Source organism: Streptomyces sp. NPDC059443 (genome assembly GCF_042750105.1).
Lineage (GTDB): Bacteria > Actinomycetota > Actinomycetes > Streptomycetales > Streptomycetaceae > Streptomyces.
On sequence record NZ_JBHYVM010000055.1, the window covers coordinates 17,089 to 41,675 of the forward strand.

The window sequence follows — 24,587 nt, forward strand, 5'->3', positions numbered from 1 at the left end:
GACCCCCCCCTCCGGCGGGGGCCCCCCCCCGCTCGCGGCGCCCGCCCCCCCCCCTGACGGCTGCCCATATGGGGGCCCCCCCGCGGGGGGGCCCCCCCTTCTGCGTGACTGCGTGCCGGCCGCTACTTCTTGACGCGGGCGGTGCTGTAGAGCTTGGCCGTCAGGTCGGCGGTCTGCTCCAGGGTGTAGCCCTTCTTGCCGGACAGGAGGGCGGCGGCGTCGCTGGCGCTGACCATGCTCACGGTGCTGTAGTCACCCCAGATGCAGATCGGGAGGATCATCTCCTTCGGCGTCTTGTCCGTGGTGCTCGCGCTCGTGGAGTTCAGCTTCATCTCCTGGCACTTCATCACCGCGCCCTTGAAGCCGGACGGGGTCATGGCCTGCGGGTTCCCGATCAGCTCCGCCGAGAAGGACTTGTCCTTGCCGGCGTTGAGCTTGGCCATGGCGAAGTACGCGTCCACCGACTTCTCGGGGTCGGCCACGTCGCCGTAGATGCCGGAGAAGTTGAGGCCCTTGGCGGTCAGCGGGTTCTTCGGGTCACCGGCCTGGTAGCCCTGCGCCACGCGGGTGGGGTTCTTGATGCCGATCCCCTCCAGCTCCTTCTTGTCCGTGTCGCTGAGGGGCGTGTCCTTGGACTTCCCGTCCTTCTTGAAGTCGTTCACCGTCTCCGGGGCCACCAGCTTGTAGCCCTTGGTGTCGGCGGAGATGGAGGCGCTCGCGCCGCCGCCCTTCGTGAAGTACCAGCCGGCGCCCGCGACCACGGCGACCGCCACGACCACCGCGATGATCACACCGGCCTTCGACTTCTTCGGGGGCGTGCCGCCGTACGGAGGCTGCTGCGGGTAGCCGCCGTACGGGGGCTGCTGCTGCGGGTAGCCCTGCGGCGGGATTCCGGGGGGAGCCTGCTGCGGGTACCCGTAGCCGGGCTGCGGGGCGGGCTGCTGTCCGTAGGGGCCGGGCTGTCCGTAGGGTCCCGGCTGCTGCGGCGGCTGCTGGCCGTAAGGCCCCGGCTGCTGCGGCTGCTGGCCCCCGTACGGCCCTGGCTGGTTGTAGCTCATCCCGCGTCCCCCTATGAGGTTGCTTATTCGTCCCACACATCCTTGCGGAAGCCGGAGCCGCGCAAGGCCCCGGGTCCCTGGAAAGCCGGTTTCATGACTGGACTGTTACCGCTCTAAACTGTGGCCCGTGACCGAGAACACGCAGACACCCAGCAGCCCTGACACCGAACTGCCGACCGCCTACGCACCGGCCGACGTAGAGGGGAAGCTCTACGAGCGCTGGGTGGAGCGTGGGTACTTCGAGGCGGACGAGAAGAGCGAGAAGCCTCCGTACGCCATCGTCATCCCCCCGCCGAACGTCACCGGAAGCCTCCACCTGGGGCACGCCTTCGAGCACACGCTGATCGACGCCCTCACCCGCCGCAAGCGCATGCAGGGCTACGAGACCCTGTGGCAGCCCGGCATGGACCACGCGGGCATCGCCACCCAGAACGTCGTCGAGCGCGAGCTCGCCAAGGAGGGCAAGTCCCGCCACGACCTGGGCCGTGAGGCGTTCGTCGAGCGCGTCTGGCAGTGGAAGGGCGAGTCCGGCGGGCAGATCTCCGGCCAGATGCGCCGCCTCGGCGACGGCGTCGACTGGTCGCGCGAGCGGTTCACCATGGACGAGGGCCTGTCCGAGGCCGTCCAGACCATCTTCAAGAAGCTCTACGACGACGAGCTGATCTACCGCGCCGAGCGCATCATCAACTGGTGCCCGCGCTGCCTCACCGCGATCTCCGACATCGAGGTCGAGTACCAGGACGACGACGGCGAGCTCGTCTCGATCCGCTACGGCGAGGGCGAAGCGTCCATCGTGGTCGCCACCACCCGCGCCGAGACGATGCTGGGTGACACGGCCGTCGCCGTCCACCCCGACGACGAGCGCTACAAGCACCTCGTCGGCACCGAGATCGAGCTGCCGCTCACCGGCCGCCGCATCCCGGTCGTCGCCGACGAGCACGTCGACCCCGAGTTCGGCACCGGCGCCGTCAAGGTGACCCCGGCGCACGACCCGAACGACTTCGAGATCGGTCAGCGCCACGGCCTGCCCAACCTCGCCGTCATGGACGAGCACGCCATCATCACCGTCCACGGCCCCTTCCAGGGCCTGGACCGGTTGGAGGCCCGCTCCGCCATCGTCGCCGCGCTGCGCGCCGAGGGCCGGATCGTCGCCGAGAAGCGTCCGTACACCCACTCGGTCGGCCACTGCTCGCGCTGCAAGACCACCATCGAGCCCCGCCTCTCGCTCCAGTGGTGGGTCAAGGTCGGCCCGCTCGCCAAGGCCGCCGGTGACGCGGTCCGCGACGGCCGGGTCAAGATCCACCCGCAGGAGATGGAGAAGCGCTACTTCGACTGGGTCGACAACCTCCACGACTGGTGCATCTCGCGCCAGCTGTGGTGGGGCCACCGCATCCCGGTCTGGTACGGCCCGAACGGCGAGATCGTCTGTGTCGGCCCCGACGAGCAGCCGCCCGCCGGCGAGGGCTGGACCCAGGACACGGACGTCCTGGACACCTGGTTCTCCTCCGGCCTGTGGCCGTTCTCCACGCTCGGCTGGCCGCAGCAGACCGACAGCCTGGCGAAGTTCTACCCGAACGCCGTGCTGGTCACCGGCTACGACATCCTCTTCTTCTGGGTCGCCCGGATGATGATGTTCGGCCTGTACGCGATGGACGGCACCCCGCCGTTCGGCACCATCGCCCTGCACGGCATGGTCCGCGACGAGCGCGGCAAGAAGATGTCGAAGTCCTTCGGCAACGCGGTCAACCCGCTGGACTGGATGGACAAGTACGGCTCCGACGCGGTCCGCTTCACCCTGGCCCGCGGCGCCAACCCGGGCGTCGACGTCCCGATCGGCGAGGACTGGGTCCAGGCCTCCAGCAAGTTCGCCAACAAGATCTGGAACGCCACCCGCTTCGCGATGATGAACGGCGCCACGATCGAGGGCGAGCTGCCGCCGGTCGAGGCGCTGTCCGCCACCGACCGCTGGGTGCTGTCCCGTCTGAACAAGACGGTCGCCCAGGTCGACGCCTTCTACGAGGACTACCAGTTCTCGAAGCTGTCGGACGCCCTCTACCACTTCGCGTGGGACGAGGTCTTCGACTGGTACGTCGAGCTGTCGAAGACGACCTTCTTCGCGGGCGGCGAGCAGGCCAAGGTCTCCGGCCGGGTCCTCGGCGAGGTCCTCGACGTCATGCTGCGGCTGCTGCACCCGGTGGTCCCCTTCGTCACCGAGACGCTGTGGACCACGCTGACCGGCGGCGAGTCCCTCGTGATCGCCGACTGGCCGAAGGACAGTGGCTTCCGCGACGCGGCCGCCGAGGCCGAGATCGAGGGCGTCCAGACCCTGGTCAGGGAGGTCCGCCGGTTCCGCAAGGAGCAGGGCCTGGACGACAAGCAGAAGGTTCCGGCCCGCCTGGACCTGTCCGCCACCGCGCTGGCCGCCCACGAGGCCGCCATCCGCCAGGTGCTGCGCCTCCAGCCGGAGGGCGACGAGTTCAGCGCCACCGCGACCCTTCCGGTCGGCGGCGCCACCGTCGCGCTCGACCTGTCGGGCACCATCGACATCCCGGCCGAGCGCAAGCGGCTGGGCAAGGACCTGGCCGCCGCCGAGAAGGAGAAGCAGCAGGCCGAGGCGAAGCTCGGGAACGAGGCGTTCATCGCGAAGGCCCCCGACAACGTCGTGGACAAGATCAAGGGCCGTCTGACCAAGGCCGAGGCGGACATCGCCCGGCTCCAGGCCCAGCTGGAAGCGCTGCCCGCCGCCTAGCGGCCCGGTGGCGCCGTAGAGCGCAAGCGAAGGCCCCCACGCCGTCGGTCGACGTGGGGGCCTTCGCCGTATCTGTTCCCCGCAGGGAGCCCGGCGTCACAGCAGCCGGGGGCCGAACTTCGTCAGGATCAGCACGGCGACCACCCCGTACGCGGCCAGCGGGACCAGCCAGTGCGGGATCGCGCGGAGCAGGGAGCGGGCGGGCGCCAGGTGCCGGGTGACGTACCAGAACAGCGGGATCATCACCGCCCAGACGATCATGCACCACGGGCAGAGCGCGCCGATCACGTACAGGCACTGGCTGATCAGCCACACCGTGAACCCGGACCCGGCCGCGACCCCCGCCCACAGCCCGCGCCACAGCCAGCGCGGGAACACCGCCCCGGCCACCAGGGCCGCACCCAGCCCGGCGAGACCCGCGAAGCCGGCGATGCCGAGCAGCATGTTCGGGAAGCCCAGCAGGTTGCCCTGCCAGGTGGTCATCACGTCGCCGCAGCTCAGCACCGCGTTGACGTTGCAGCCCGGGGTGAAGAGAGGGTCCTCCAGGGTACGGATGCGGTCGTACGTGAGGACGCCGGAAGCCAGCGTGCCGATCAGTCCGCCGATGAGCACGAGCAGGGCGAGGCCCCGCGGGGCAGCGGCGGGGCCGGTTTGTCCGAGGCTGTTGCGGGAGCTCATTCCTCCGACGCTACGAAGCCGGACACCCCGGGCGGCAGGGCCGTTCGGCCATCTTCACGGCATGCGGAGTGCCATATATCACTTTTTGGGCGGCGCAGGCAGATCGGATCCGTGGCAGCGACCACGGATGATGGGGGGCATGCACGTCAAGCCCGCCATCTCGGCACTCCACCGAGCCCTGGCCCCCGGCCGCCGGTTCTTCGAGGGCTGGACCGGGTCTCCGCGGGCGATGGACATGCTCACGGCAGTCAGCTGCTTCGCGCTGATGGCCCTCGACCTGCCCGGCCTGGCCGCCGCCGACAACTCCCTCAACGGCCCGCTCGCCGCCGTCGTGCTCGCCGCCGGCTGCCTCAGCCTGCTGGTGCGCCGCCGCTCGCCCTGGGTCGCGTACCTCACCTCGCTGGTCTTCATCGGCTGGCTCCACGAGCTCACCCTGATCCAGTTCGCGCTCTACTCCGTGGGCCGCTACCGGGGACGCCGCGCCGGAATCCTGGCCACCCTCGGCTACGTGGTCTTCGCGCTGGTGGTGTTCACCGTGCCCGGCTGGCCCGAGCCGAAGGCCGAGACGCTCAGCTCCTTCCTCAGCCTCGTCGTGCCCATCGGGGTCCTCGCCTCGGCCGTGGGCATCGCCGCGTACCGCCACGACCTCGTGCGCGAGCTCGCCGCCCGGCGGGCCGAGACGGCCGTGCTCCAGGCGGTGGAGCAGGAGCGGACCTCCGTGGCCCGCGATGTCCACGACTTCGTCGGACGCGAGCTGACCCTGCTCACGGTCCGCTCCGAGGTGCTGTCGATGCGGGCCCGCGAGACGGCGTACGCGAAGGACTTCGAAGAGCTCGCCGACACCGCCCGCCAGGCCCACCTGGTGCTGAACGAGATCATCGTCCAGCGCGGGGAACGGGCCGCGACCCCGGGCGTGGAAGGGCTGGCGGCGCTCGCGGAGGAGAGCGGGCGCGCGGGTTCCCCCGTACGCCTCGCCCTGGATCCGGACGTGCACGGGCTTTCGCCGCTGCGGCAGGCGGCGGTCTACCGGGTGGTGCAGGAGTGCCTGACCAACGCGGCCAAGCACGCCCGCGGCGAGACCATCGACGTCACCATCTCGGCGGACGGCCCGCAGCTGCGGATCTCCGTCAGCAACGCACTGCCGGAGCGCACCCCGACCCGGGCCCCCGTCTCTGCGGGCTCGGGCACGGCGAGCATGTCCGAGCGCGTGCGCAGCCTGGGCGGAACCCTGGCGGCGCGGCGCACGGAGGACTCGTACGAGGTCCTGGCGACCCTCCCGAAGGGCTGATCCTCCCGAAGGGCTAGCGCCCCGGGGCCGTACGGCTAGGCCTTCGCCGGTGCCAGCAGGCTGCTGAGCTTGTCCATGTCCTCGACGCAGCGGCCCGAGCCCAGCGCGACGCAGTCCAGCGGGGCGTCCGCGACGAAGACCGGGATCCCGGTGGACGAGGCCATCCGCAGGTCCAGGCCGGGCAGCAGCGCGCCGCCGCCGGTCAGGACGATGCCGTGCTCCATGACGTCGCCGGACAGCTCGGGCGGGCACTCCTCCAGGGTGGTGCGCACCGCCGCGATGATCGCCTCGATGGGTTCGTCGAGGGCCGCCCGCACGTCGGTGGCGTCCAGCTGGAGGGTCTTGGGCATGCCGCCGACCTTCTCGCGGCCGCGCACGGTGAAGGTGCGGGTCTCCAGCTCCGGCTGGTCCGGCACCGGCCACGCCGAGCCGATGGCGATCTTGATGTCCTCGGCGGAGCGCTCGCCGATGAGCAGCGAGTGCTCCTTGCGGACGTAGTCCATGATCGCGGCGTCCAGCCTGTCGCCGCCGACCCGCAGCGACTGGGCGGTGACGATTCCCCCCAGCGAGATGACCGCGACCTCCGAGGTGCCGCCGCCGATGTCGACGACCATCGAGCCGCGCGGTTCGGACACCGGCAGCCCGGCCCCGATCGCCGCGGCCATCGGCTCCTCGATCAGGTGCACGGTCTTGGCGCCGGCCCGGGTGGACGCGTGGATGATGGCCCGCCGCTCGACCGGGGTGACCCCGGACGGTACGCAGATCACCATGCGGGTGCGCACCCGGCGGCCGGGGACCGCCTTGCGCACGAAGTGCCGGATCATCTCCTCGGCGGCCTCGTAGTCGCAGATCACGCCGTCCTTGAGCGGGCGGATCGCGGTGATGGAGCCGGGGGTGCGGCCGATGGTCTCCTTGGCCTCGGTGCCTACGGCCAGGGCGGTGGTCGTACCGGCCCGGACGGCGACCACGGACGGCTCGTTCAGGACGATGCCGTGCCCCCGTGCGTAGACGAGGGTGTTGGCGGTCCCCAGGTCGATTCCTATGTCGCGGCTGGAAGGGGTCTTGCTGGGACCCGTCGTTTCTATGTGCGCCTGCGGCATTTGTTCCCCAATCTCCTGTCCGCAAGGCTTGCATAACGATCCGGCCGCCCCGGGCGCCGAAGGTCCCGAAACGACCGGGTCGAAGGTCCTCGTGGCTCTCATCCGTAGACTGGGTCCCGTGAGTGAGCAGCAGCCCGAGAGCCACGATGACAGCTTCGACGAGTTCGACCAGATCGTGGCGGAAGAGTCCGACCGCGATCCCGACCTGGCGGTGATCGCTGCGGGCAGCCGCACCCTTCGCGCGCAGGCCGGTCCGCCCCAGGGCGACCCGGTACCCGATGTCCCCACCGACCCCGAGACGGCCCGGGCGCTGCGGGAGGTGGAGCAGGAGCTGGCCGGCCGCTGGGGCGAGACCAAGCTGGAGCCGTCCGTCACCCGGATCGCCGCGCTGATGGACGTCCTGGGCGAGCCGCAGCGCGCGTACCCCTCCATCCACGTCACCGGAACCAACGGCAAGACGAGCACGGCCCGCATGATCGAGGCGCTGCTGAACGCCTTCGAGCTGCGCACCGGCCGCTACACCAGCCCGCACGTGTCCTCGGTCACCGAGCGGATCAGCCTGGACGGGGCGCCGATCACCGCCGAGCGGTTCGTGGAGACCTACCACGACATCAAGCCGTACGTGGAGATGGTGGACGCGGCCGAGGAGTTCCGGCTGTCGTTCTTCGAGGTCCTCACCGGGATGGCCTACGCGGCCTTCGCGGATGCCCCGGTGGACGCGGCCGTGATCGAGGTCGGCATGGGCGGCACCTGGGACGCCACCAACGTGATCGACGCCGCGGTGGCCGTGGTCACCCCGATCAGCCTGGACCACACGGACCGGCTCGGCTCCACTCCCGGCGAGATCGCGCAGGAGAAGGGTGGGGTCATCAAGCAGGGCGCCACCGTGATCCTGGCGCAGCAGCCGGTGGACGCGGCGCAGGTCCTGCTGAAGAAGGCCGTCGAGGTCGATGCGACGGTGGCCCGCGAGGGCATGGAGTTCGGCGTCGTCACCCGTGAGGTCGCGGTCGGAGGCCAGCAGCTGACGCTGCGCGGGCTGGGCGGCGAGTACGACGGGATCTTCCTTCCGCTGTACGGCGCCCACATGGCGCACAACGCGGCGGTGGCGCTGGCGGCGGTCGAGGCCTTCTTCGGGATCGGCGCGGACCACGCGCGGGCGCTGGACGCGGACACCGTGCGCAAGGCCTTCGCCTCGGTGACCTCGCCGGGCCGCATGGAGGTGGTGCGGCGCAGCCCGACGGTGGTCCTGGACGCGGCGCACAACCCGGCCGGGGCGCTGGTCACGGCGGAGGCGGTCACCGAGGCCTTCGGCTTCAGCCGGCTGATCGGTGTCGTGGGCGCGAGCGAGGGCAAGGACGTGCGGGGGGTCTTCGAGGCCTTCGAGCCGATCTTCGCGGAGGTCGTGGTCACGGAGAACACCAGCCACCGGGCGATGTCCGCCGACGACCTGGCGGCCATCGCGGTCGAGGTCTTCGGCGTGGACCGGGTGCAGGTGGAGCCGCGGCTGGACGACGCCCTGGAGGCGGCGATCACGCTGGCCGAGGAAGAGGCCGAGTACGGAGGGGCCGGGGTCCTGGTGACCGGGTCCGTGATCACGGTGGGCGAGGCCCGCCTGCTGCTGAAGAGGGGCTGAGGGATGCGCACGCTGTGTGCTTCGACGCTGATCGGCGAGTTCTTCGTGATCGGGTTCGCCGGACTGGTCGCGATGAAGGGCGATCTGAGCCAGGCCACGGTCTGGACGGTCTGCGGGATCGCGATGCTGCTGTCGGTGCTGCTGTGCGGGATGCTGTCCCGCCCGGGGGCCGTGCAGATCGGCTGGGCGCTGCAGATCGGGCTGGTCCTGAGCGGGCTCGTCGTCCCGATGATGTTCTTCCTGGGCGCCGTCTTCGCGGGCCTGTGGTGGTGCTCGATCCACTACGGCCGCCGCATCGACGACATCAAGGCCCGCTGGGCGGCGGCCCACGCCGAGGCCGAGGCCCAGGCCTAGTCCGAGTCCCTGTAGATTCGCCCTACCGCACCCGTATGCCGCAAGGAGCCGAAACATGACCCAGCGCACGCTCGTCCTGCTCAAGCCCGACGCCGTCCGTCGCGGCCTGATCGGCGAGATCGTCGGCCGCATCGAGCGGAAGGCCGGCTGGACCATTCCCGCGCTCGAACTGCGCACGCTGGACCAGGAGACCCTGGAAGCGCACTACGGGGAGCACAAGGGCAAGCCGTTCTACGAGCCCCTCATGGGCTTCATGGCCAGCGGCCCGGTCGTGGCCCTGGTCGTCGAAGGGGAACGCGTGATCGAGGGTGTCCGCCAGCTGGCCGGACCCACTGACCCGATCGCCGCCGCACCCGGCTCCATCCGGGGGGATTTCGGCACCGTGACCCGGGAGAACCTGATCCACGCATCGGACTCCGAGGAGTCCGCCGAGCGCGAGCTGAAGCTGTTCTTCCCGGCGCTGTGATCACTCTTTCCTGACGGAACATCAGCCGAATAGCGCTCATGACCTGGGGCGACCGAAGTAATTTCGGTCGCCCTTTGGTATTACCGGTGATTACCGGGAACGCATCGACAGGACACGACGTCACCACTATGGGGGCGGGTATCCGTTCCGGCGGGCTTGCCGGAGTCCCGTCGCGCGATGTCCGTACTTGCGGCACTACGATGGGGCCTCCACCCACACACCCACCTCGCCGACCTGACAGCAGCTGCTATCAACTGGAAGGCCAGACGCTCCTCATGGGGAACAAGGGGAACTACATGTCGTTCATCGGCCGTGACATGGCGATCGACCTCGGGACCGCCAACACGCTGGTGTACGTGCGTGGCCGGGGAATCGTCCTGAACGAGCCGTCCGTGGTCGCCATCAACACGAACACCGGCGGCATCCTGGCGGTCGGCTCCGAGGCGAAGAAGATGATCGGCCGGACGCCCGGCAACATCGTCGCGGTCCGGCCCCTCAAGGACGGCGTGATCGCCGACTTCGAGATCACCGAGCGCATGCTCCGGTACTTCATCCTCAAGATCCACAAGCGCCGCTACCTGGCCCGCCCGCGCGTGGTGGTCTGCGTTCCCTCCGGCATCACGGGAGTGGAGCGCCGCGCCGTCATCGAGGCGTCCACGCAGGCCGGCGCCCGCCAGGTGCACATCATCGAAGAGCCGATGGCCGCCGCCATCGGCGCGGGCCTGCCCGTCCACGAGGCCACCGGCAATATGGTCGTGGACATCGGCGGCGGCACCACCGAGGTGGCCGTCATCTCCCTCGGCGGAATCGTCACGGCACAGTCCATCCGGGTGGCCGGCGACGAGCTGGACAACGCGATCATCCAGCACATCAAGAAGGAGTACTCGCTCCTCCTCGGTGAGCGGACCGCCGAGCAGATCAAGATCACCATCGGGTCGGCCTACGACCTCGACAAGGACGAGCACACCGAGATCCGCGGCCGCGACCTGGTCTCCGGCCTCCCGAAGACCGTGGTGATCTCGGCCGCCGAGGTCCGCAAGGCGATCGAGGAGCCGGTCAACGCGATCGTCGACGCCGTCAAGACCACCCTCGACAAGTGCCCGCCGGAGCTCTCCGGCGACATCATGGACCGCGGCATCGTCCTCACCGGCGGCGGCGCCCTGCTCCGCGGCCTCGACGAGCGGCTGCGCCGCGAGACGGGCATGCCCATCCACATCGCCGAGGACCCGCTCGACTCCGTCGCGCTCGGATCCGGCAAGTGCGTGGAGGAGTTCGAGGCCCTCCAGCAGGTCCTGGACGCCCAGCCCCGGCGCTGACCCGGCCGGCCGCGCCCCCGGACCCTCTCCGAGGGGTACGACGAACACCAACGATCCGCCGTACGGGTGCTACCGGGCCCGTACGGCGGATCGTTGATATACAGGCAAGCACCGGTGCGAGCCCCGGCTCCACCGGAGCGGCTTCGCCGCACAGTAACTAAGAGGAAGGCACGGCCGCCGCACGTGAGGGACACACGAGAAAGCCGGCTGCTCCTGGTGCTTCTGATCGCCATCGCGTTCGCACTGATCACGGTGGACATCAGGACGGGTGAGGAGTCGCCGGTCGGCGGTGCCCGACAGGCCGCCGCAGCGGTCTTCGGGCCGGTCGAGAAGGGCGTGGCGAAAGGGGTCGATCCGGTCGCCAACGCCATAGGGGCGGTACGGGACTCCGGCGAGCGGCACAGCCGCATCGCGACGCTGGAGCGCGAGAACGCGGCGCTGAAGGCCAAGCTCGGCAGCGACGACCAGACCCGCAGCCGGATCCACGAGCTGGACGAGATGCTCAAGCGTGCGGGCGCCGGGCAGTACGGCATCAAGGGCGCCGAGGTCATCGCCATAGGAGCGGCCCAGGGCTTCTCCTGGACCGTCACCATCGACGCCGGCACCAAGGACGGCATCGAGCGCGACATGACCGTCCTCAACGGGGACGGACTCGTCGGCCGGGTCGCCACCGTCGGTCCCGACACCGCCACCGTGGTCCTCGCCAACGACCCCGACTTCACCGTCGGCACCCGCCTGGAGAAGACCGGCGAGCTCGGCTTCGCCACCGGACAGGGCGACCGCTCGCTGTCCGTGCAGATGCTCAACGGCAAGGCCAAGGTCGCCCCCGGCGACCGCCTCGTGACCTTCGGATCGCGCGGCAACAAGCCCTTCGTCCCCGGTGTCCCGATCGGCGAGGTGGTCAAGGTCGACCCCTCGCGCGGAGACCTGACCCGGACCATCTGGATCCGCCCCTTCGTCGGCTTCTCCCGCCTGGACATCGTCGGCGTCGTGGTGATGCCCCCGCGCGAGGACCCGCGCGACGCCGTCCTGCCTCCCAAGCCCGAGGCGCCCAAGCCCACCCCGACGGTCACCGTCACGGTCACCCCGTCGGCCAGCGTCTCCGGCAAGCCGGCCGACGAGTAGGAGCCGATCACCATGCGCTTCAACCGGATCCTGCTCTCGGCGACGCTCGTCGTGGTCGCCCTCGTCGTCCAGGTCTCCATCCTGGGCCGGCTCCAACTCCCCGGAGCCGTCCCCGACCTGGTCCTGCTCACCGTCGTCGCCCTCGCACTCGTGTACGGGTGCGTCAGCGGCGCCCTCATCGGCTTCGCCGCAGGCCTCCTCACCGACCTGGCCCCGCCCGCCGACCACGCCGCCGGCCGCTACGCGCTCGTGCTGTGCGTCATCGGCTACGTCGCGGGCCTGGTCCGCCCCGACACCGGCCGCTTCCGCTCCGCCTGGGGCCCGATGCTCACCGTCGTGGGCGCGGCCTTCGCCTCCACCCTGCTCTACGCGGGCGTCGGCGCCCTGGTCGGCGACACCGCCGCCCGCCATGTGGGCCTGACCGGGCTGCTGTTCACCGCCGTCCTCTACGACCTGCTGCTCGCGCCCTTCACCGTGCCGTTCATCATGGCGCTGGCCCGCCGCGCGGACAACGACCCGATGGCCGTCGAGGCCAACGGCGGACCGCCGTCCGGCAAGGACATCGCCTCCGGCTGGCTGGCCGGCGGCACCGGCCTGCGGATCGGCAGCCAGCGCGGCGGCCTGCGGATGAAGACCGCCCGCGGCCGCGCCAACCGGGCCGGCCGGATAAAGGGCGTCAAGGGAATCAAGGGTGTGAAGAGCGTCAAGAAGCTGTGAGGGAGGAGTCCCCGTGACCAACATTCCGGAGACCGGACGCACCTCCCGGGTGCGGATCCGGCTCGTGATCATCCAGGTCCTCGTCTTCTCCCTGCTCGGCACCCTCGGCGGGCGGCTCTGGTACCTCCAGATCCGCAACGGCGACGAATACTCCGACGAGGCCAAGAACAACCACGTCCAGCAGGTCGTCCAGCCCGCCGTGCGCGGCTCGGTCCTCGACGCCCGCGGGGTCCCGCTCGCCGACAACGAGACCCGCCTCGTCGTCTCCGCCAGCCGCACCGAGCTGATGAAGATGAAGGACCGCGGCAAGGCGGTGCTCGCCCAGCTCGCCGGGGTCCTCGACATGAAGCCGCAGGACGTCGCCTACAAGATCCGGCTCTGCAACAACGAGACCCCGCAGCCCTGCTGGAACGGCTCCCCATACCAGCCGATCCCCGTCACCAACAAGGCCACCACCCAGCAGGCCCTGCAGATCCGCGAGCGCCCCGAGGACTTCCCCGGGATCACGGCCGAGCCCACCGCCGTACGCCGCTACCCGGCCCCCGGCGGCGCCAACACCGGCCAGGTGCTCGGCTACCTCGGCCCGGTCACCGACGCGGAGATCGTCAAGGCGAAGACCACCAACTCGCCGTTCCTGCGCTCCGACCAGGTCGGCCGCTTCGGCATCGAGCGCACGTACGACAAGGAGCTGCGCGGCAAGTCGGGCGTCACCCGCTACGAGGTGGACAACCTCGGCCGGGTCATCGGCCAGGCCAGGAACGACCCGGCGGTCCCCGGCGCCAACCTCGTCACCAGCATCGACGCCCGCGTCCAGGGCGTCGCCGAGTACGAGCTGAACGCGGCGATGCTGGAGGCGCGCAAGCAGATCGACCGCAACACCGGCGTCCCCTACAAGGCGGACGCGGGCGCCATCGTCGTCCTGGAGTCCAAGACCGGCCGGGTCGTGGCCATGGCCTCCAACCCGAGCTACGACCCCAACGTGTGGGTCGGCGGCATCTCCGGCAAGGACTACGCCAAGCTCACCGCCAAGGAGTCCAACGTCCCGCTGATGAACCGGGCGATCCAGGGCCAGGCCGCCCCGGGCTCCATCTTCAAGGTCATCCCGACCGCGGCCGCGGTCAACGCGGGCTACCCGTTCGACGGCGACTACCCCTGCCCGAGCTCGTACTCCATCGGCGGCCAGGTCTTCAAGAACTTCGAATCCCAGGGCCACGGCTCGATCACCCTCGGCCGGGCCCTGGAAGTCTCCTGCGACACCGTGTTCTACGCCCTGGGCCACAAGGAATGGCTCAAGGACGGCGGGCTCAAGCCGAAGAAGAACCCGGCACAGATCTTCTACAAGACCGCCCACCAGTTCGGCCTCGGCGCCGAGACCCACATCGACCTGCCGGGCGAGGAGAAGGGCCGGGTCCCCGACCGCGAATGGAAGCAGCGGTTCTGGGAGGCCAACAAGGCCGGATGGTGCAAGACGGGCAAGAAGGGCGGCACCTACGTCGAGCTGCTGTCCTACGAGAACTGCCTCGAAGGCAACCTCATGCGCGCCGGTGACGCCGTCAACTACTCCATCGGCCAGGGCGACACCCTCGTCACCCCGATCCAGATGGCCACCATCTACGCGGCCATCTCCAACGGCGGCACCATGTGGAACCCCACCATCGGCAAGGCCATCATCAGCGCGGACGGCAAGCACATCGAAGAGATCAAGCCGCAGGCCCACGGCAAGCTGCCGATGACCGAAGTCACCAGGCAGAAGATGGTCGCCGCCCTGGAGGGCGTCGCCACCCGCGGAACCGCCGCCTGGCGCTTCGGCGGCTGGCCCCAGAAGCAGATCCCGATGCACGCGAAGACCGGTACCGCCGAGGTCTACGGCAAGCAGACCACCTCCTGGTTCGCCACCTTCACCGACGACTACACGATCGTCATGACGATCTCCCAGGGCGGCACCGGCTCCGGAGCCTCGGGCCCCGCCGTCCGCAACGTCTACAACGCCATCTACGGTCTCGACATGGCCGGCAAGCAGGACCTCAAGTCGGCCCTGCTGCTCCACCCCGAGGCCAAACTCCCCACCATCCAGGCCGACGGCTCCATCGACTCGCCCGAGATCAAGCCGTACGTGCCCCCGTCCCCGGAAGACCTGGCGCCGGCCCCGCTCGCCGGGCCGCCCGCCCCGCCCGCCGCACGGCAGGACTGAACCCTGATGCAGACCGCGAACAAGTTCTCCGTATCCCGGTACGCGCCGGAGCGCGGGGCGATGGCCAAGCTCACCGCCCGCGACTCGGTGCTGCGCCGGCTCGACTGGCCGATACTCCTCTCCGCGCTCGCCCTCTCCCTCATCGGCTCCCTGCTGGTGTGGTCGGCGACCCGCAACCGGACCTCCCTGAACCAGGGGGACCCGTACTACTTCCTCTACCGGCACGCCATGAACACCGGCATCGGCCTCGTGCTGATGATCGCCACCGTCTGGCTCGGCCACCGGACCCTGCGCGGAGCCGTACCGATCCTCTACGGGCTCTCCATCGTGCTGATCCTCGCCGTGCTCACCCCGCTCGGCGCCACCATCAACGGCGCCCACGCCTGGATCGTCATCGGCGGCGGCTTCTCGCTCCAGCCCTCCGAGTTCGTGAAGATCACGATCATCCTGGGCACGGCCATGCTGCTCGCCGCCCGGGTCGACGCCGGCGACCTCGCCAACCCCGACCACCGCACGGTCGTCAAGGCTCTGTGCCTGGCGGCCGCCCCGATGGGCATCATCATGCTGATGCCCGACCTCGGCTCCGTCATGGTCATGATCGTGATCGTGCTCGGCGTCCTGCTCGCCTCCGGCGCCTCCAACCGCTGGGTGCTCGGCCTGCTCGGCGCGGGCGCCGCCGGCGCCGTCCTGATCTGGCAGCTCGGCATCCTCGACGAGTACCAGATCAACCGCTTCGCGGCCTTCGCCAACCCCGAGCTCGACCCCGCAGGCGTCGGCTACAACACCAACCAGGCGCGCATCGCGATCGGCTCCGGCGGACTCACCGGCTCCGGGCTCTTCCACGGATCGCAGACCACCGGCCAGTTCGTACCGGAGCAGCAGACCGACTTCGTCTTCACGGTGGCGGGCGAGGAGCTGGGCTTCGTCGGAGCCGGGCTGATCCTCGTACTGCTCGGCGTCATCCTGTGGCGGGCCTGCGTCATCGCCCGCGAGACGACCGAGCTGTACGGCACGATCGTGTGCGCCGGGATCATCGCCTGGTTCGCCTTCCAGTCCTTCGAGAACATCGGGATGACGCTGGGGATCATGCCGGTGGCGGGGCTCCCGCTGCCGTTCGTGTCGTACGGAGGATCGTCGATGTTCGCCGTGTGGGTGGCCATCGGACTGCTCCAGTCGATCAGGGTCCAGCGGCCGATGTCGGCCTGACCTGCACGGATGTCGGCCAGCCCGAGCCGCCCGGGGCCGCTTTTGCGCCGCTCTCCCCGTTTGCCTTCACGTCGCCCGCCGTTCAGGACTAGGTTCGGTTCATGGTGGACACGAAGCGCGAGATCGAGCGGAAATTCGAGTTCTCTACGGCGAAACGGACCCGGCGCGGGGTGCCGGACCTGACGGGCACCGCCGCCGTCGCGGCCGTCACCGACCAGGGCACGGTCGACCTCGACGCCGTCTACTACGACACCCCCGACCAGCGGCTCGCCGCCGACGGGCTCACCCTGCGCCGCCGCACCGGCGGCGCCGACGCGGGCTGGCACCTCAAACTGCCCGTCGCCCCCGGCGTGCGCGACGAGATCACCGCCCCCCTCAGCGACACCGTGCCGGGCCCGCTGGCCGCCCTGCTCCGCTCCCGCGTCCGCGACACCACCCTGGAACCGCAGGTCAGGCTGGTGTCCTCGCGCAAGGTCAGCCACCTCCTCGACGCCGACGGCGCACTCCTCGCGGAACTGTCCACCGACTCCGTACGCGCCGAGCATGCTGGTACCGCCGCCGCATGGACCGAGGTCGAGGTGGAACTCGCCGACGGGGTGGACCCGGCGCTCCTCGACGCCGTGGAGAAGAAGTTCCGCAAGGCCGGTCTGCTCGTCTCCGACGCCCCCTCGAAGCTGGCCCGCGCGCTCGCCGAGACCTCCGCCGAACCGCCGGTCCGGGCCGTGGGCGGTGGCCCCGAGGGCACGACGGGCGCGTACGTGCTCTCGTACCTGCGCGAACAGTGCGACACCCTCATCGCCCAGGACCCCGCCGTCCGCCGCGGCCTGCCCGACTCCGTCCACCAGATGCGGATCACCACCCGAAGGCTGCGCGGCGCCTTCCGGACCCACCGCCGGATCCTCGACCCCGCCGCGACCGACCCGATCGGCGAGGAACTGCGCTGGCTCGCCGCCGAACTCGGCATCGACCGCGACCGAGAAGTCCTGCTGGAGCGGATCCAGACCCGGCTCGGCGAACTCCCGCCCACCCTGCTGCTCGGCCCCGTCCGAGGCCGCCTGAAGACGTGGAACACCGCCCGCCGCGGCGGCTCCCGGCGCGCCGCCATCGCCGCGCTCGACAGCAAGCGCTACGTGGCCCTGCTGAACGCCCTCGAAGCCCTGCTGGCCGACCCGCCCCTGCTGAAGCCCGCCGGCCGGCCCGCCCGGGCAGCCCTGCCCACCGCGGTCCTCGCCGACTACGCACGCCTCGCCGGCCGGGTCGAACGCGCCCTGGCCACGGACCCCGGGCAGCCGCGCGACCTGGCCCTGCACGAGGCCCGCAAGGCCGCGAAGCGGGCCCGCTACGCGGCGGAGGCGGCGGCCCCGGCCCTCGGCAAGCCCGCCCGGCGGCTGGCCAAGGAGATGAAGGCCGTACAGAACCTGCTCGGCGACCACCAGGACAGCGTCGTCGCCCGCGAGGCCCTGCGCTCCATCGCGGTCCAGGCGGCGGCCGCGGGGGAGTCGGCCTTCACCTGGGGCGTGCTCTACGCCCACGAGGAGGCGCTTGCCGAGCGCCTGGAGCGGGAGCTCCCCGAGGTGTGGGCGGCGGCCGCGGCTCCCGCGCTGGAGTTGCGGGCCGAGGCGGGCGCACGACCGGCGGGCCGCCGGGGGGCGGCTTGATCTTGGGGCGGGGGGCCGCCGGGCATCGGGGTACGCTTGAGAGTCGCCCCCTGCCCGCTTCATGAAAGTCGCGTGATGACCGAGTCGGTCTTCCCTCAGCTTGAGGCCCTGCTTCCGCACGTCCAGAAGCCGATCCAGTACGTCGGCGGTGAGCTCAACTCCACCGTCAAGCCCTGGGACAGCGCCGACGTGCGCTGGGCGCTGATGTACCCGGACGCGTACGAGGTCGGGCTGCCCAACCAGGGCGTCATGATCCTCTACGAGGTGCTCAACGAGCGCGAGGGCGTGCTCGCGGAGCGCACGTACAGCGTGTGGCCGGACCTCGAAGAGCTGATGCGCGAGCACAAGGTGCCGCAGTTCACCGTCGACAGCCACCGCCCGGTCGGCGACTTCGACGTGTTCGGGCTCTCCTTCTCCACCGAGCTCGGCTACACCAACATGCTGACGGCGCTGGACCTGGCGGGCATCCCGCTGGAGGCGAAGAACCGTACGGTCGACCACCCCATCGTGCTCGCGGGCGGCCACGCGGCCTTCAACCCCGAGCCGATCGCGGAGTTCATCGACTGCGCCGTCATCGGCGACGGCGAGCAGGCCGTCCTCGACATGACCGAGATCATCCGCGCGTGGAAGGCCGAGGGCCGCCCGGGCGGGCGCGAAGAGGTCCTGCTGCGTCTCGCGAAGACCGGCGGCGTCTACGTGCCGGGCTTCTACGACGTCGAGTACCTGCCGGACGGCCGCATCGGCCGTGTGGTCCCGAACCGCTCCGGCGTCCCGTGGCGCGTGTCCAAGCACACGGTCATGGACCTCGACGAGTGGCCCTACCCCAAGCAGCCCCTGGTCCCGCTCGCCGAGACCGTCCACGAGCGCATGTCCGTGGAGATCTTCCGCGGCTGCACCCGCGGCTGCCGTTTCTGTCAGGCCGGCATGATCACGCGCCCCGTGCGGGAGCGAAGCATCACCGGCATCGGCGAGATGGTGGAGCGCGGCCTCAAGGCGACGGGCTTCGAAGAGGTCGGTCTCCTCTCGCTCTCCTCGGCGGACCACACCGAGATCGCGGACATCGCCAAGGGCCTGGCCGACCGCTACACGGACGACAAGGTGGGCCTGTCCCTCCCGTCGACCCGCGTGGACGCCTTCAACGTGGACCTGGCCAACGAGCTGACCCGCAACGGGCGCCGCTCCGGCCTGACCTTCGCCCCCGAGGGCGGCTCCGAGCGCATGCGCAAGGTCATCAACAAGATGGTCTCGGAAGAGGACCTGATCCGGACGGTCTCCACGGCGTACGGCAACGGCTGGCGCCAGGTGAAGCTGTACTTCATGGTCGGCCTGCCGACCGAGACCGACGAGGACGTGCTCCAGATCGGCGACATGGCGGTCAACGTCATCGCCAAGGGCCGCGAGGTCTCCGGCCAGAACGACATCCGCTGCACGGTGTCGATCGGCGGCTTCGTCCCGAAGCCGCACACCCCCTTCCAGTGGGCCCCGCAGCTCTCCGCCGAGGAGACGGACGCCCGCCTCGGCAAGCTCCGCGACAAGCTCCGCGGGGACAAGAAGTACGGCCGCTCCATCGGCTTCCGCTACCACGACGGCAAGCCGGGCGTCGTCGAGGGCCTCCTCTCGCGCGGTGACCGCCGCGTCGGCGACGTCATCCGCGCCGTGTACGAGTCCGGCGGCCGCTTCGACGGCTGGCGCGAGCACTTCTCGTACGACCGCTGGATGCAGGCCGCCGAGAAGACCCTCCCCGCCCACGGCGTGGACGTGGCCTGGTACACGACGCGCGAGCGCACGTACGAGGAGGTCCTCCCGTGGGACCACCTGGACTCGGGCCTCGACAAGGAATGGCTCTGGGAGGACTGGCAGGACGCCCTCGACGAAACCGAGGTCGAGGACTGCCGCTGGACGCCCTGCTTCGATTGTGGCGTGTGTCCTGCGCTCCAGACCAATATTCAAATCGGACCGACCGGGAAGAAGCTGCTCCCCCTGAGCGTGGTGGGCGAAACCCCGAAGTCGTGAGGTCGTGCGGATGTCCCCTTGTCGAGCGACAGGGGGACATCCGCATTTCTAGAGGGCGGACCCGAATTCGTCCCGGGTGATCACGAGCCGCTGAAGTACGTCGTCAGGTATGACCAGCTGTGTGTGGACCTGAGGGGCGCGGACCTTCCGAACCTTGGTCCTTGTGACTTTGCACGTGATGCCCGCGCGGAGAAGGTCCTTGGTCATTTCCTTGATTCCGCCCGCCGCCCAGGACTGGCGGAAGGTCTCGCCCGTATGCGCCAGGACCCACTCGCCCCTCGCGTACTCCCTGACACGCACGGGCTCGTCTCCAAGCGCGGACAGGACGTCATCCACGAGTCTGGTGTAGACGCTCTGAGGGTTGGGAGCGCCCTGCCCGCCTCCCCGGCAATCGCGGCATCGGAGGTACTCGTAGCTCTTGGAGTTCGACCTCGTCTTCTGCACGAGCATGTTGGTGCCGCAAACGGCACATACGAGGACTCCGAGGAACGTGGTCCCCCCGCCCGTCTGGCGGGTGGGCTGACGCTTTGTGCGCCGATCGAGTGCTGCTTGAAGCTCTTGGAACTGTTCCTCGGTGAAGATTCCCTCGGCGACGCGGATCGGATCTCCGTCCTTTCCGAGCACCAGCTTCGAGCGGCGAACGCCGCCCTTCTTGTCTTCTTCTACGCGGTATCCCACGAGGGCCGGGTTCCGAAGCCTGCGAAGCAGCGTGGCGGTGGTGAGCCCCGGGCCGCAGATCCCCGCGCGTACCAGCACGCCGGCCAAGCGCTTGGCCGAGGCCCCTTGCAGGATTCTGTCCCGGCACCAGTGCAGGGCGCGCTGTGCGACCTCGTCGATGGTGAGGACCCTCCTGCCTGCTGCGTCGTGGGTCGTGGTGTAGCCATACGCGGGTTTGCCGACCAGCCACGCACTCTGCGTCTTCGTGTAGTTCCAGAGGCTCGTGACTCGATCGCCGGTGTTGGCCGCCTCGATCTCGGCGACACTGCTGACGAGGGCAGCGAGCGTCTTCCCGGCTTCTGTGGTCAGGTCGATGGGGTCGTGTCTGGAGATCAGGTTCTTGCCGTGCTTCAAGCACCAGGTGATCATCGTGGTCAAGTCGGCCACTCGTCGCACCAGGCGGTCCATCTTCCAGAAGAGCAGTACGTCGAACTCTGGCGCCCTGTCGATGAGCCAGGGGCCGAGCTGCGGACGCCGCCAGGGCGGCACCTTCGTCGCGGAGACGTTCAGGTCGCGGGCTACCCCGACGACCCTGTATCCCCGTTCCCTGGCGAGCAGGCGAAGGTCGAGTTCCTGCCGTACGGGTGAGGTCGTTGTTTCCGTGAGCACCGATAGTCGTACGGACAGCAGTGCCCGCGGAGCGTCGGCGGGCAATGAGTGTTCATCTCACTCCAGCTCGGCCAGGAGTGCCTTGTCTGTTGCGGTCCATGAATCGTCCGTGAAATTCATTCGGCGTGTTTTCATGCTGGGAAGATAGTGGTGTGGGGGGAGGTGGTTTAGGCAATTGAAAACAGTTGGTCGAATCTGGCGATCTCTGGCAGGTTCGTAGAGGTGCGTTATCGCTGTCCAGTGGAATGTCAAATATCTTGAATGGGAGTCGGCCAATGGCTGAGATCGAGATCGACGTCGATGAGGAAGTGCTGGCGTTGGCTGCCGAGGCGCTCGGCACTCGCACGGTTGAGGACACCGTGAACGCAGCGCTGGTCGAGGTCGCGGCACGCGTCCGGCCGAGGGGGTCCGTCGCCTGAAAGAGGGCCCCGGCGCAACGGGTTGAGGGCGTGGTGTGTCCTTAGCGGCATGGAACTGGAGAAGTCGCAGCCGCCGCCGCAGGGTGACGGGTGTCTGGTGGGGGTCGTTCGGGTACCCGTGAAGGTCGTGGCGGTGCTGATCGTGCTGCCCGTACGGGTGGTGTGGGACCTGCTCGTCGCCCTCGCGCGGATGCTGCACCGGACGGTCCTCGGACCGGCGGGGCGGGGGCTGGCCTGGTTCTGGGAACGCGCCGTGGTGCCGGTGCTGCGCGGGCTTGAGTGGCTGATCGAGGCCTTGTTCAAGCTGGTCTTCTTCTGGCCCTGGGTGGGGTTGTGGCGGTACGTCGCGGTTCCGCTCGGACGGGGGATCGCCCGGGTGGCGCGGGCGGCCAACGCGTACGTCTTGCGACCGCTCGGGCACGGGATCGGCTGGTGCGCGCGAGCCGGTTACGCGTACCTGCTGCGGCCCGTGGGCAAGGGGATCAAGTGGGGCGGCTGGGCGCTGGGGATGGCCCTCTTCTACTGGCCGTGGGTGGGGCTGTGGCGGTACGTGCTGGTGCCGGCCGCGCGGGGGATCGGGTGGTGTGGGCGGGGTGTCCACGCGTACGGGCTTCGGCCGCTCGGGCAGGGGCTGTTGTGGATCGGGCGGGGGCTCCACGCGCATGTGCTGCGGCCCCTCGGCGGCGGGCTGCTCTGGCTCGGGCGGGGAGGGGGCCGGTACCTGCTGGTGCCGTTGGCCAAGGGGCTGATGTGGGTCGGCTGGGCGCTGGGGATGGTGGTCTTCGTCTGGCCGTGGGTGGGGCTGTGGCGGCACGTGCTGGTGCCGCTCGGGCGGGGGGTGTTGTGGATCGCGCGGGGGATCGGGGGGCTGGTCGGTGCCGGGTATCGGTACGTTCTCGTTCCCGTCGGGAAGGGCTTCGGGTGGCTGCTCGTGCGCGTGCTGGCCTACGGGGTCCTCTGGCCCTGCGTCACGCTGTGGCGGTTCGTGGCCGCGCCGCTCGGGTGGGGTGTTTATACGTACGGGCTGGTGCCGCTCGGGCGGTTGCTCCTCGGTGCCTGGCAGCTCGCCGGGCGGGTGAGCCGGGCCCTGTGGCGCGGGTTCGTGAGGGTGTGGCGCGGGCTCGTCGTGCGGCCCGTCGCCTGGGCCCACCGGCGGATCGCCACCCCCGTCGGGCACGCCGTCCGCGCGGGGTGGAGCGCGACGCGACGCGCGGCCCGGTCGGCGTACCGGCACACCGTCACCCCGGCCGGCCGCCTCGTCCGCGGAGTATGGAACACCTCCCGCCTCGCCGTGAGCGAGGCACGGGCCGACGTACGGCGGATGCTGTTCGGCGGGCCGCCCCGGGAACCAGCGAGGTCACGGGCGCGTACTCTGGGTAGTAACACAGCCGTAGGCGACACGCCCGCCACTCCTGAGATCTCCCTGCACACGCAGGGGTGAGCCGGAGGGCAGGACGCGGCCCGCCCGCAGGCTCCACAGACCTCAGGGCGACGCGCGAGCCGCGAAGCCCCGCACAAGGAGAAGAACCACTGGGCAAGCGACAGCCCGAAGGCCCGCCTCCCGCACCGGTGGTGCAGCGCATTCGTCTGCGCTACACCAAGCGCGGCCGCCTCCGGTTCACCAGCCACCGTGACTTCCAGCGCGCGTTCGAGCGGGCCCTGCGCCGCTCCGAGGTGCCCATGGCGTACTCGGCCGGTTTCACACCCCACCCGCGCGTCTCGTACGCGAACGCCGCCCCCACCGGGACCGGCAGCGAGGCCGAATACCTGGAGATCGCCCTCGCCGAGCCCCGCGACCCCGCGACCCTCCGCGAACTGCTCGACGAGTCGATGCCCGTCGGGCTCGACATCATCGACGCCGTCGAGGCCCGTACGTCGGGGCTCGCCGAGCGGCTGACCGCCTCCGTGTGGGAGCTGCGCCTGGACGGCGTGGAGCCCGCGGACGCGGAGCGGGCCGTCGAGGCCTTCCTCGCTGCCGAGACGGTCGAGGTCCAGCGCCGCACCAAGAACGGCATGCGGACCTTCGACACGCGCGGCGCGGTCGTCAGCCTGGAAACGGTTCCCGTATCGGATACCGCACAGGCTGATAGGCCCGTGGACAATGCTTGTGCGATACTGCGGCTGGTTGTTCGGCATTTGACACCTGCCGTGCGACCCGACGACGTCCTGTCCGGTCTCCGAGCTGTGGCCGACCTAACGCCGCCGGTCCCCGCTGCGGTGACCAGGCTGGCGCAGGGGCTCTTCGACGAGGAGTCCGGCACGGTGACCGACCCGCTCGCGCCCGACCGCGAGGCAGTCACGGCCGCCCCATCCACGGCGGCCGTAGCCGCCGACGCGAAGGCGCCGGAAGGTCCCGCCGCGTAGGGATCGTCGTCGTCGCGCAGCCCTGTGACTCGGGAGCCACCTGGGTCGGGCCGCGCACAGACCTGAAGACTTCCGCCAGGCCGTACGAACTACCACGTACGGAACCGGCGGCCATTGAACTGAGCTCCCGTGTGGCGAACGCGCCCCGGAGGCCGGCCCCGCGCTCATTACGCGGAGCCGTGCCGGACCGGAAGTCAGCCGCGGCGCCCGGGAGCGTGACGGGAGAAACCCCGCATGCTCAACAACGAAAACGACAACAACACCGCCGCCGACAGTGGCAGCCCGAGCGACAACCTGCCTCCGCGCAGGCGCCGGCGTGCCGCGTCCCGGCCGGCCGGTCCCCCCGGCGGCCCGGTAGCCGCCACCGAGGCGGCCCCCGTACCCGTGGTGGCGGCCGCCCCCGCCGAAGAGGCCGCTCCGGCCGCCGCTCCGGCCCGTACCCGCCGCCGCGCCACCCGTGCCGTGGCCGCTCCCGAGGCGCCCGTCGCCGAGGTCGCGCCCGTCGTGGTGGTCGAGGCTCCGGCCGTCGTGGCCGAGGAGCCGGCCGCACCGGCCGCCGCTCCCGCCCGTGCCCGCCGTCGTGCCACCCGCGCCGTGACCGCCCCCGAGGCTCCGGTCGCCGAGGTCGCGCCCGTCGTCGTGGTGGAGGAGGAGCCTGCTGCTCCCGCCGCCGCTCCGGTGCGCGCCCGTCGCCGTGCGACCCGTGCCGTGGCCGCTCCCGAGGCTCCGGTCGCCGAGGTCGCGCCCGTCGTCGTGGTGGAGGAGGAGCCTGCTGCTCCCGCCGCCGCTCCGGTGCGCGCCCGTCGCCGTGCGACCCGTGCCGTGGCCGCTCCCGAGGCGCCGGCTGCCGAGGTCGCGCCCGTCGTCGTGGTGGAGGAGGAGCCTGCTGCTCCCGCCGCCGCTCCGGTGCGCGCCCGTCGCCGTGC

General features: G+C 70.4%; 19 protein-coding genes and 1 pseudogene. 16 read left to right on the forward strand and 4 right to left on the reverse strand.

Annotated elements, in window-relative coordinates; translation table 11 throughout:
• Nucleotides 1–122 precede the first annotated feature (122 nt).
• Complete coding sequence (locus tag ACFXDJ_RS34510; RefSeq protein ID WP_384652287.1) at nt 123–1,058, reverse strand: hypothetical protein; 936 nt, start codon at nt 1,056–1,058, stop codon at nt 123–125.
• Nucleotides 1,059–1,185: 127 nt separating this feature from the next.
• On the opposite strand from ACFXDJ_RS34510, the gene ACFXDJ_RS34515 reads away from it, so the two are divergent.
• Nucleotides 1,186–3,807: a valine--tRNA ligase gene (locus ACFXDJ_RS34515; protein ID WP_384652285.1), complete on the forward strand. Its 2,622-nt coding sequence runs from the start codon at nt 1,186–1,188 to the stop codon at nt 3,805–3,807.
• Nucleotides 3,808–3,903: 96 nt separating this feature from the next.
• Here the strand turns inward: ACFXDJ_RS34515 and ACFXDJ_RS34520 are convergent, their stop codons facing one another.
• Nucleotides 3,904–4,485: a vitamin K epoxide reductase family protein gene (locus ACFXDJ_RS34520; protein WP_384652283.1), complete on the reverse strand. Its 582-nt coding sequence runs from the start codon at nt 4,483–4,485 to the stop codon at nt 3,904–3,906.
• Between the two features lie 139 nt (nt 4,486–4,624).
• On the opposite strand from ACFXDJ_RS34520, the gene ACFXDJ_RS34525 reads away from it, so the two are divergent.
• Nucleotides 4,625–5,773: a sensor histidine kinase gene (locus ACFXDJ_RS34525; RefSeq protein WP_384652281.1), complete on the forward strand. Its 1,149-nt coding sequence runs from the start codon at nt 4,625–4,627 to the stop codon at nt 5,771–5,773.
• Between the two features lie 35 nt (nt 5,774–5,808).
• On the opposite strand, the gene ACFXDJ_RS34530 is transcribed toward ACFXDJ_RS34525, so the two are convergent.
• Nucleotides 5,809–6,873 carry a rod shape-determining protein gene (locus ACFXDJ_RS34530; RefSeq protein WP_384652279.1) on the reverse strand — a complete coding sequence of 355 codons (1,065 nt, stop codon included), beginning with the start codon at nt 6,871–6,873 and terminating at the stop codon, nt 5,809–5,811.
• A gap of 118 nt (nt 6,874–6,991) precedes the next feature.
• On the opposite strand from ACFXDJ_RS34530, the gene ACFXDJ_RS34535 reads away from it, so the two are divergent.
• The 10 genes from ACFXDJ_RS34535 (at nt 6,992) to ACFXDJ_RS34580 (ending at nt 19,552) form a co-directional block, all read left to right on the forward strand.
• On the forward strand, nt 6,992–8,506 hold the full coding sequence (locus ACFXDJ_RS34535) for a bifunctional folylpolyglutamate synthase/dihydrofolate synthase (RefSeq protein WP_384652277.1): 1,515 nt from the start codon (nt 6,992–6,994) through the stop codon (nt 8,504–8,506).
• A 3-nt stretch (nt 8,507–8,509) separates the two neighbouring features.
• Nucleotides 8,510–8,860, forward strand: coding sequence for a DUF4233 domain-containing protein (locus tag ACFXDJ_RS34540; protein ID WP_384652275.1), 351 nt, complete (start codon nt 8,510–8,512; stop codon nt 8,858–8,860).
• Between the two features lie 55 nt (nt 8,861–8,915).
• The gene (ndk, locus tag ACFXDJ_RS34545; protein ID WP_327306765.1) at nt 8,916–9,326 is read left to right on the forward strand and encodes a nucleoside-diphosphate kinase; all 411 of its coding nucleotides are present in this window, start codon (nt 8,916–8,918) and stop codon (nt 9,324–9,326) included.
• 296 nt (nt 9,327–9,622) lie between these two features.
• Nucleotides 9,623–10,642 carry a rod shape-determining protein gene (locus ACFXDJ_RS34550; RefSeq protein ID WP_069923827.1) on the forward strand — a complete coding sequence of 340 codons (1,020 nt, stop codon included), beginning with the start codon at nt 9,623–9,625 and terminating at the stop codon, nt 10,640–10,642.
• Between the two features lie 183 nt (nt 10,643–10,825).
• On the forward strand, nt 10,826–11,767 hold the full coding sequence (gene mreC / locus ACFXDJ_RS34555; protein ID WP_384652272.1) for a rod shape-determining protein MreC: 942 nt from the start codon (nt 10,826–10,828) through the stop codon (nt 11,765–11,767).
• A gap of 12 nt (nt 11,768–11,779) precedes the next feature.
• Complete coding sequence (gene mreD, locus ACFXDJ_RS34560; protein ID WP_384652270.1) at nt 11,780–12,484, forward strand: rod shape-determining protein MreD; 705 nt, start codon at nt 11,780–11,782, stop codon at nt 12,482–12,484.
• Between the two features lie 13 nt (nt 12,485–12,497).
• Complete coding sequence (gene mrdA / locus ACFXDJ_RS34565; protein ID WP_384652268.1) at nt 12,498–14,675, forward strand: penicillin-binding protein 2; 2,178 nt, start codon at nt 12,498–12,500, stop codon at nt 14,673–14,675.
• 6 nt (nt 14,676–14,681) lie between these two features.
• Nucleotides 14,682–15,881: a rod shape-determining protein RodA gene (gene rodA, locus ACFXDJ_RS34570; RefSeq protein ID WP_384652266.1), complete on the forward strand. Its 1,200-nt coding sequence runs from the start codon at nt 14,682–14,684 to the stop codon at nt 15,879–15,881.
• A gap of 101 nt (nt 15,882–15,982) precedes the next feature.
• On the forward strand, nt 15,983–17,539 hold the full coding sequence (locus ACFXDJ_RS34575; RefSeq protein ID WP_384652264.1) for a CHAD domain-containing protein: 1,557 nt from the start codon (nt 15,983–15,985) through the stop codon (nt 17,537–17,539).
• A 72-nt stretch (nt 17,540–17,611) separates the two neighbouring features.
• Nucleotides 17,612–19,552: a TIGR03960 family B12-binding radical SAM protein gene (locus ACFXDJ_RS34580; RefSeq protein WP_384652262.1), complete on the forward strand. Its 1,941-nt coding sequence runs from the start codon at nt 17,612–17,614 to the stop codon at nt 19,550–19,552.
• Nucleotides 19,553–19,600: 48 nt separating this feature from the next.
• Here the strand turns inward: ACFXDJ_RS34580 and ACFXDJ_RS34585 are convergent, their stop codons facing one another.
• Nucleotides 19,601–20,878 (reverse strand): recombinase family protein, encoded by a 1,278-nt coding sequence (locus ACFXDJ_RS34585; protein ID WP_384851215.1) that lies wholly within the window; start codon nt 20,876–20,878, stop codon nt 19,601–19,603.
• Between the two features lie 275 nt (nt 20,879–21,153).
• Between ACFXDJ_RS34585 and ACFXDJ_RS34590 the strand changes: the two genes are divergently transcribed.
• From ACFXDJ_RS34590 to ACFXDJ_RS34605, 4 genes and pseudogenes are all read left to right on the forward strand, one after another.
• On the forward strand, nt 21,154–21,297 hold the full coding sequence (locus tag ACFXDJ_RS34590; RefSeq protein ID WP_384652258.1) for a hypothetical protein: 144 nt from the start codon (nt 21,154–21,156) through the stop codon (nt 21,295–21,297).
• 49 nt (nt 21,298–21,346) lie between these two features.
• Nucleotides 21,347–22,738 (forward strand): hypothetical protein, encoded by a 1,392-nt coding sequence (locus tag ACFXDJ_RS34595; protein WP_384652256.1) that lies wholly within the window; start codon nt 21,347–21,349, stop codon nt 22,736–22,738.
• A gap of 131 nt (nt 22,739–22,869) precedes the next feature.
• Entirely contained in the window at nt 22,870–23,661 is a 792-nt protein-coding gene (locus tag ACFXDJ_RS34600) for a TIGR03936 family radical SAM-associated protein (protein WP_384652254.1), read from the forward strand.
• Between the two features lie 234 nt (nt 23,662–23,895).
• A pseudogene (locus tag ACFXDJ_RS34605) lies at nt 23,896–24,587 on the forward strand (ribonuclease E/G); the annotation flags it as partial.

What these genes read in the sequence shown, in the direction of transcription:
- ACFXDJ_RS34510 (WP_384652287.1), bottom strand. Translation starts at nt 1,058, where the DNA reads ATGAGCTACAACCAGCCAGGGCCGTACGGGGGCCAGCAGCCGCAGCAG.
- ACFXDJ_RS34520 (WP_384652283.1), bottom strand. Translation starts at nt 4,485, where the DNA reads ATGAGCTCCCGCAACAGCCTCGGACAAACCGGCCCCGCCGCTGCCCCG.
- ACFXDJ_RS34525 (WP_384652281.1), top strand. Translation starts at nt 4,625, where the DNA reads ATGCACGTCAAGCCCGCCATCTCGGCACTCCACCGAGCCCTGGCCCCC.
- ACFXDJ_RS34530 (WP_384652279.1), bottom strand. Translation starts at nt 6,873, where the DNA reads ATGCCGCAGGCGCACATAGAAACGACGGGTCCCAGCAAGACCCCTTCC.
- ACFXDJ_RS34540 (WP_384652275.1), top strand. Translation starts at nt 8,510, where the DNA reads ATGCGCACGCTGTGTGCTTCGACGCTGATCGGCGAGTTCTTCGTGATC.
- ndk (WP_327306765.1), top strand. Translation starts at nt 8,916, where the DNA reads ATGACCCAGCGCACGCTCGTCCTGCTCAAGCCCGACGCCGTCCGTCGC.
- ACFXDJ_RS34550 (WP_069923827.1), top strand. Translation starts at nt 9,623, where the DNA reads ATGTCGTTCATCGGCCGTGACATGGCGATCGACCTCGGGACCGCCAAC.
- mreD (WP_384652270.1), top strand. Translation starts at nt 11,780, where the DNA reads ATGCGCTTCAACCGGATCCTGCTCTCGGCGACGCTCGTCGTGGTCGCC.
- rodA (WP_384652266.1), top strand. Translation starts at nt 14,682, where the DNA reads ATGCAGACCGCGAACAAGTTCTCCGTATCCCGGTACGCGCCGGAGCGC.
- ACFXDJ_RS34575 (WP_384652264.1), top strand. Translation starts at nt 15,983, where the DNA reads ATGGTGGACACGAAGCGCGAGATCGAGCGGAAATTCGAGTTCTCTACG.
- ACFXDJ_RS34590 (WP_384652258.1), top strand. Translation starts at nt 21,154, where the DNA reads ATGGCTGAGATCGAGATCGACGTCGATGAGGAAGTGCTGGCGTTGGCT.
- ACFXDJ_RS34595 (WP_384652256.1), top strand. Translation starts at nt 21,347, where the DNA reads ATGGAACTGGAGAAGTCGCAGCCGCCGCCGCAGGGTGACGGGTGTCTG.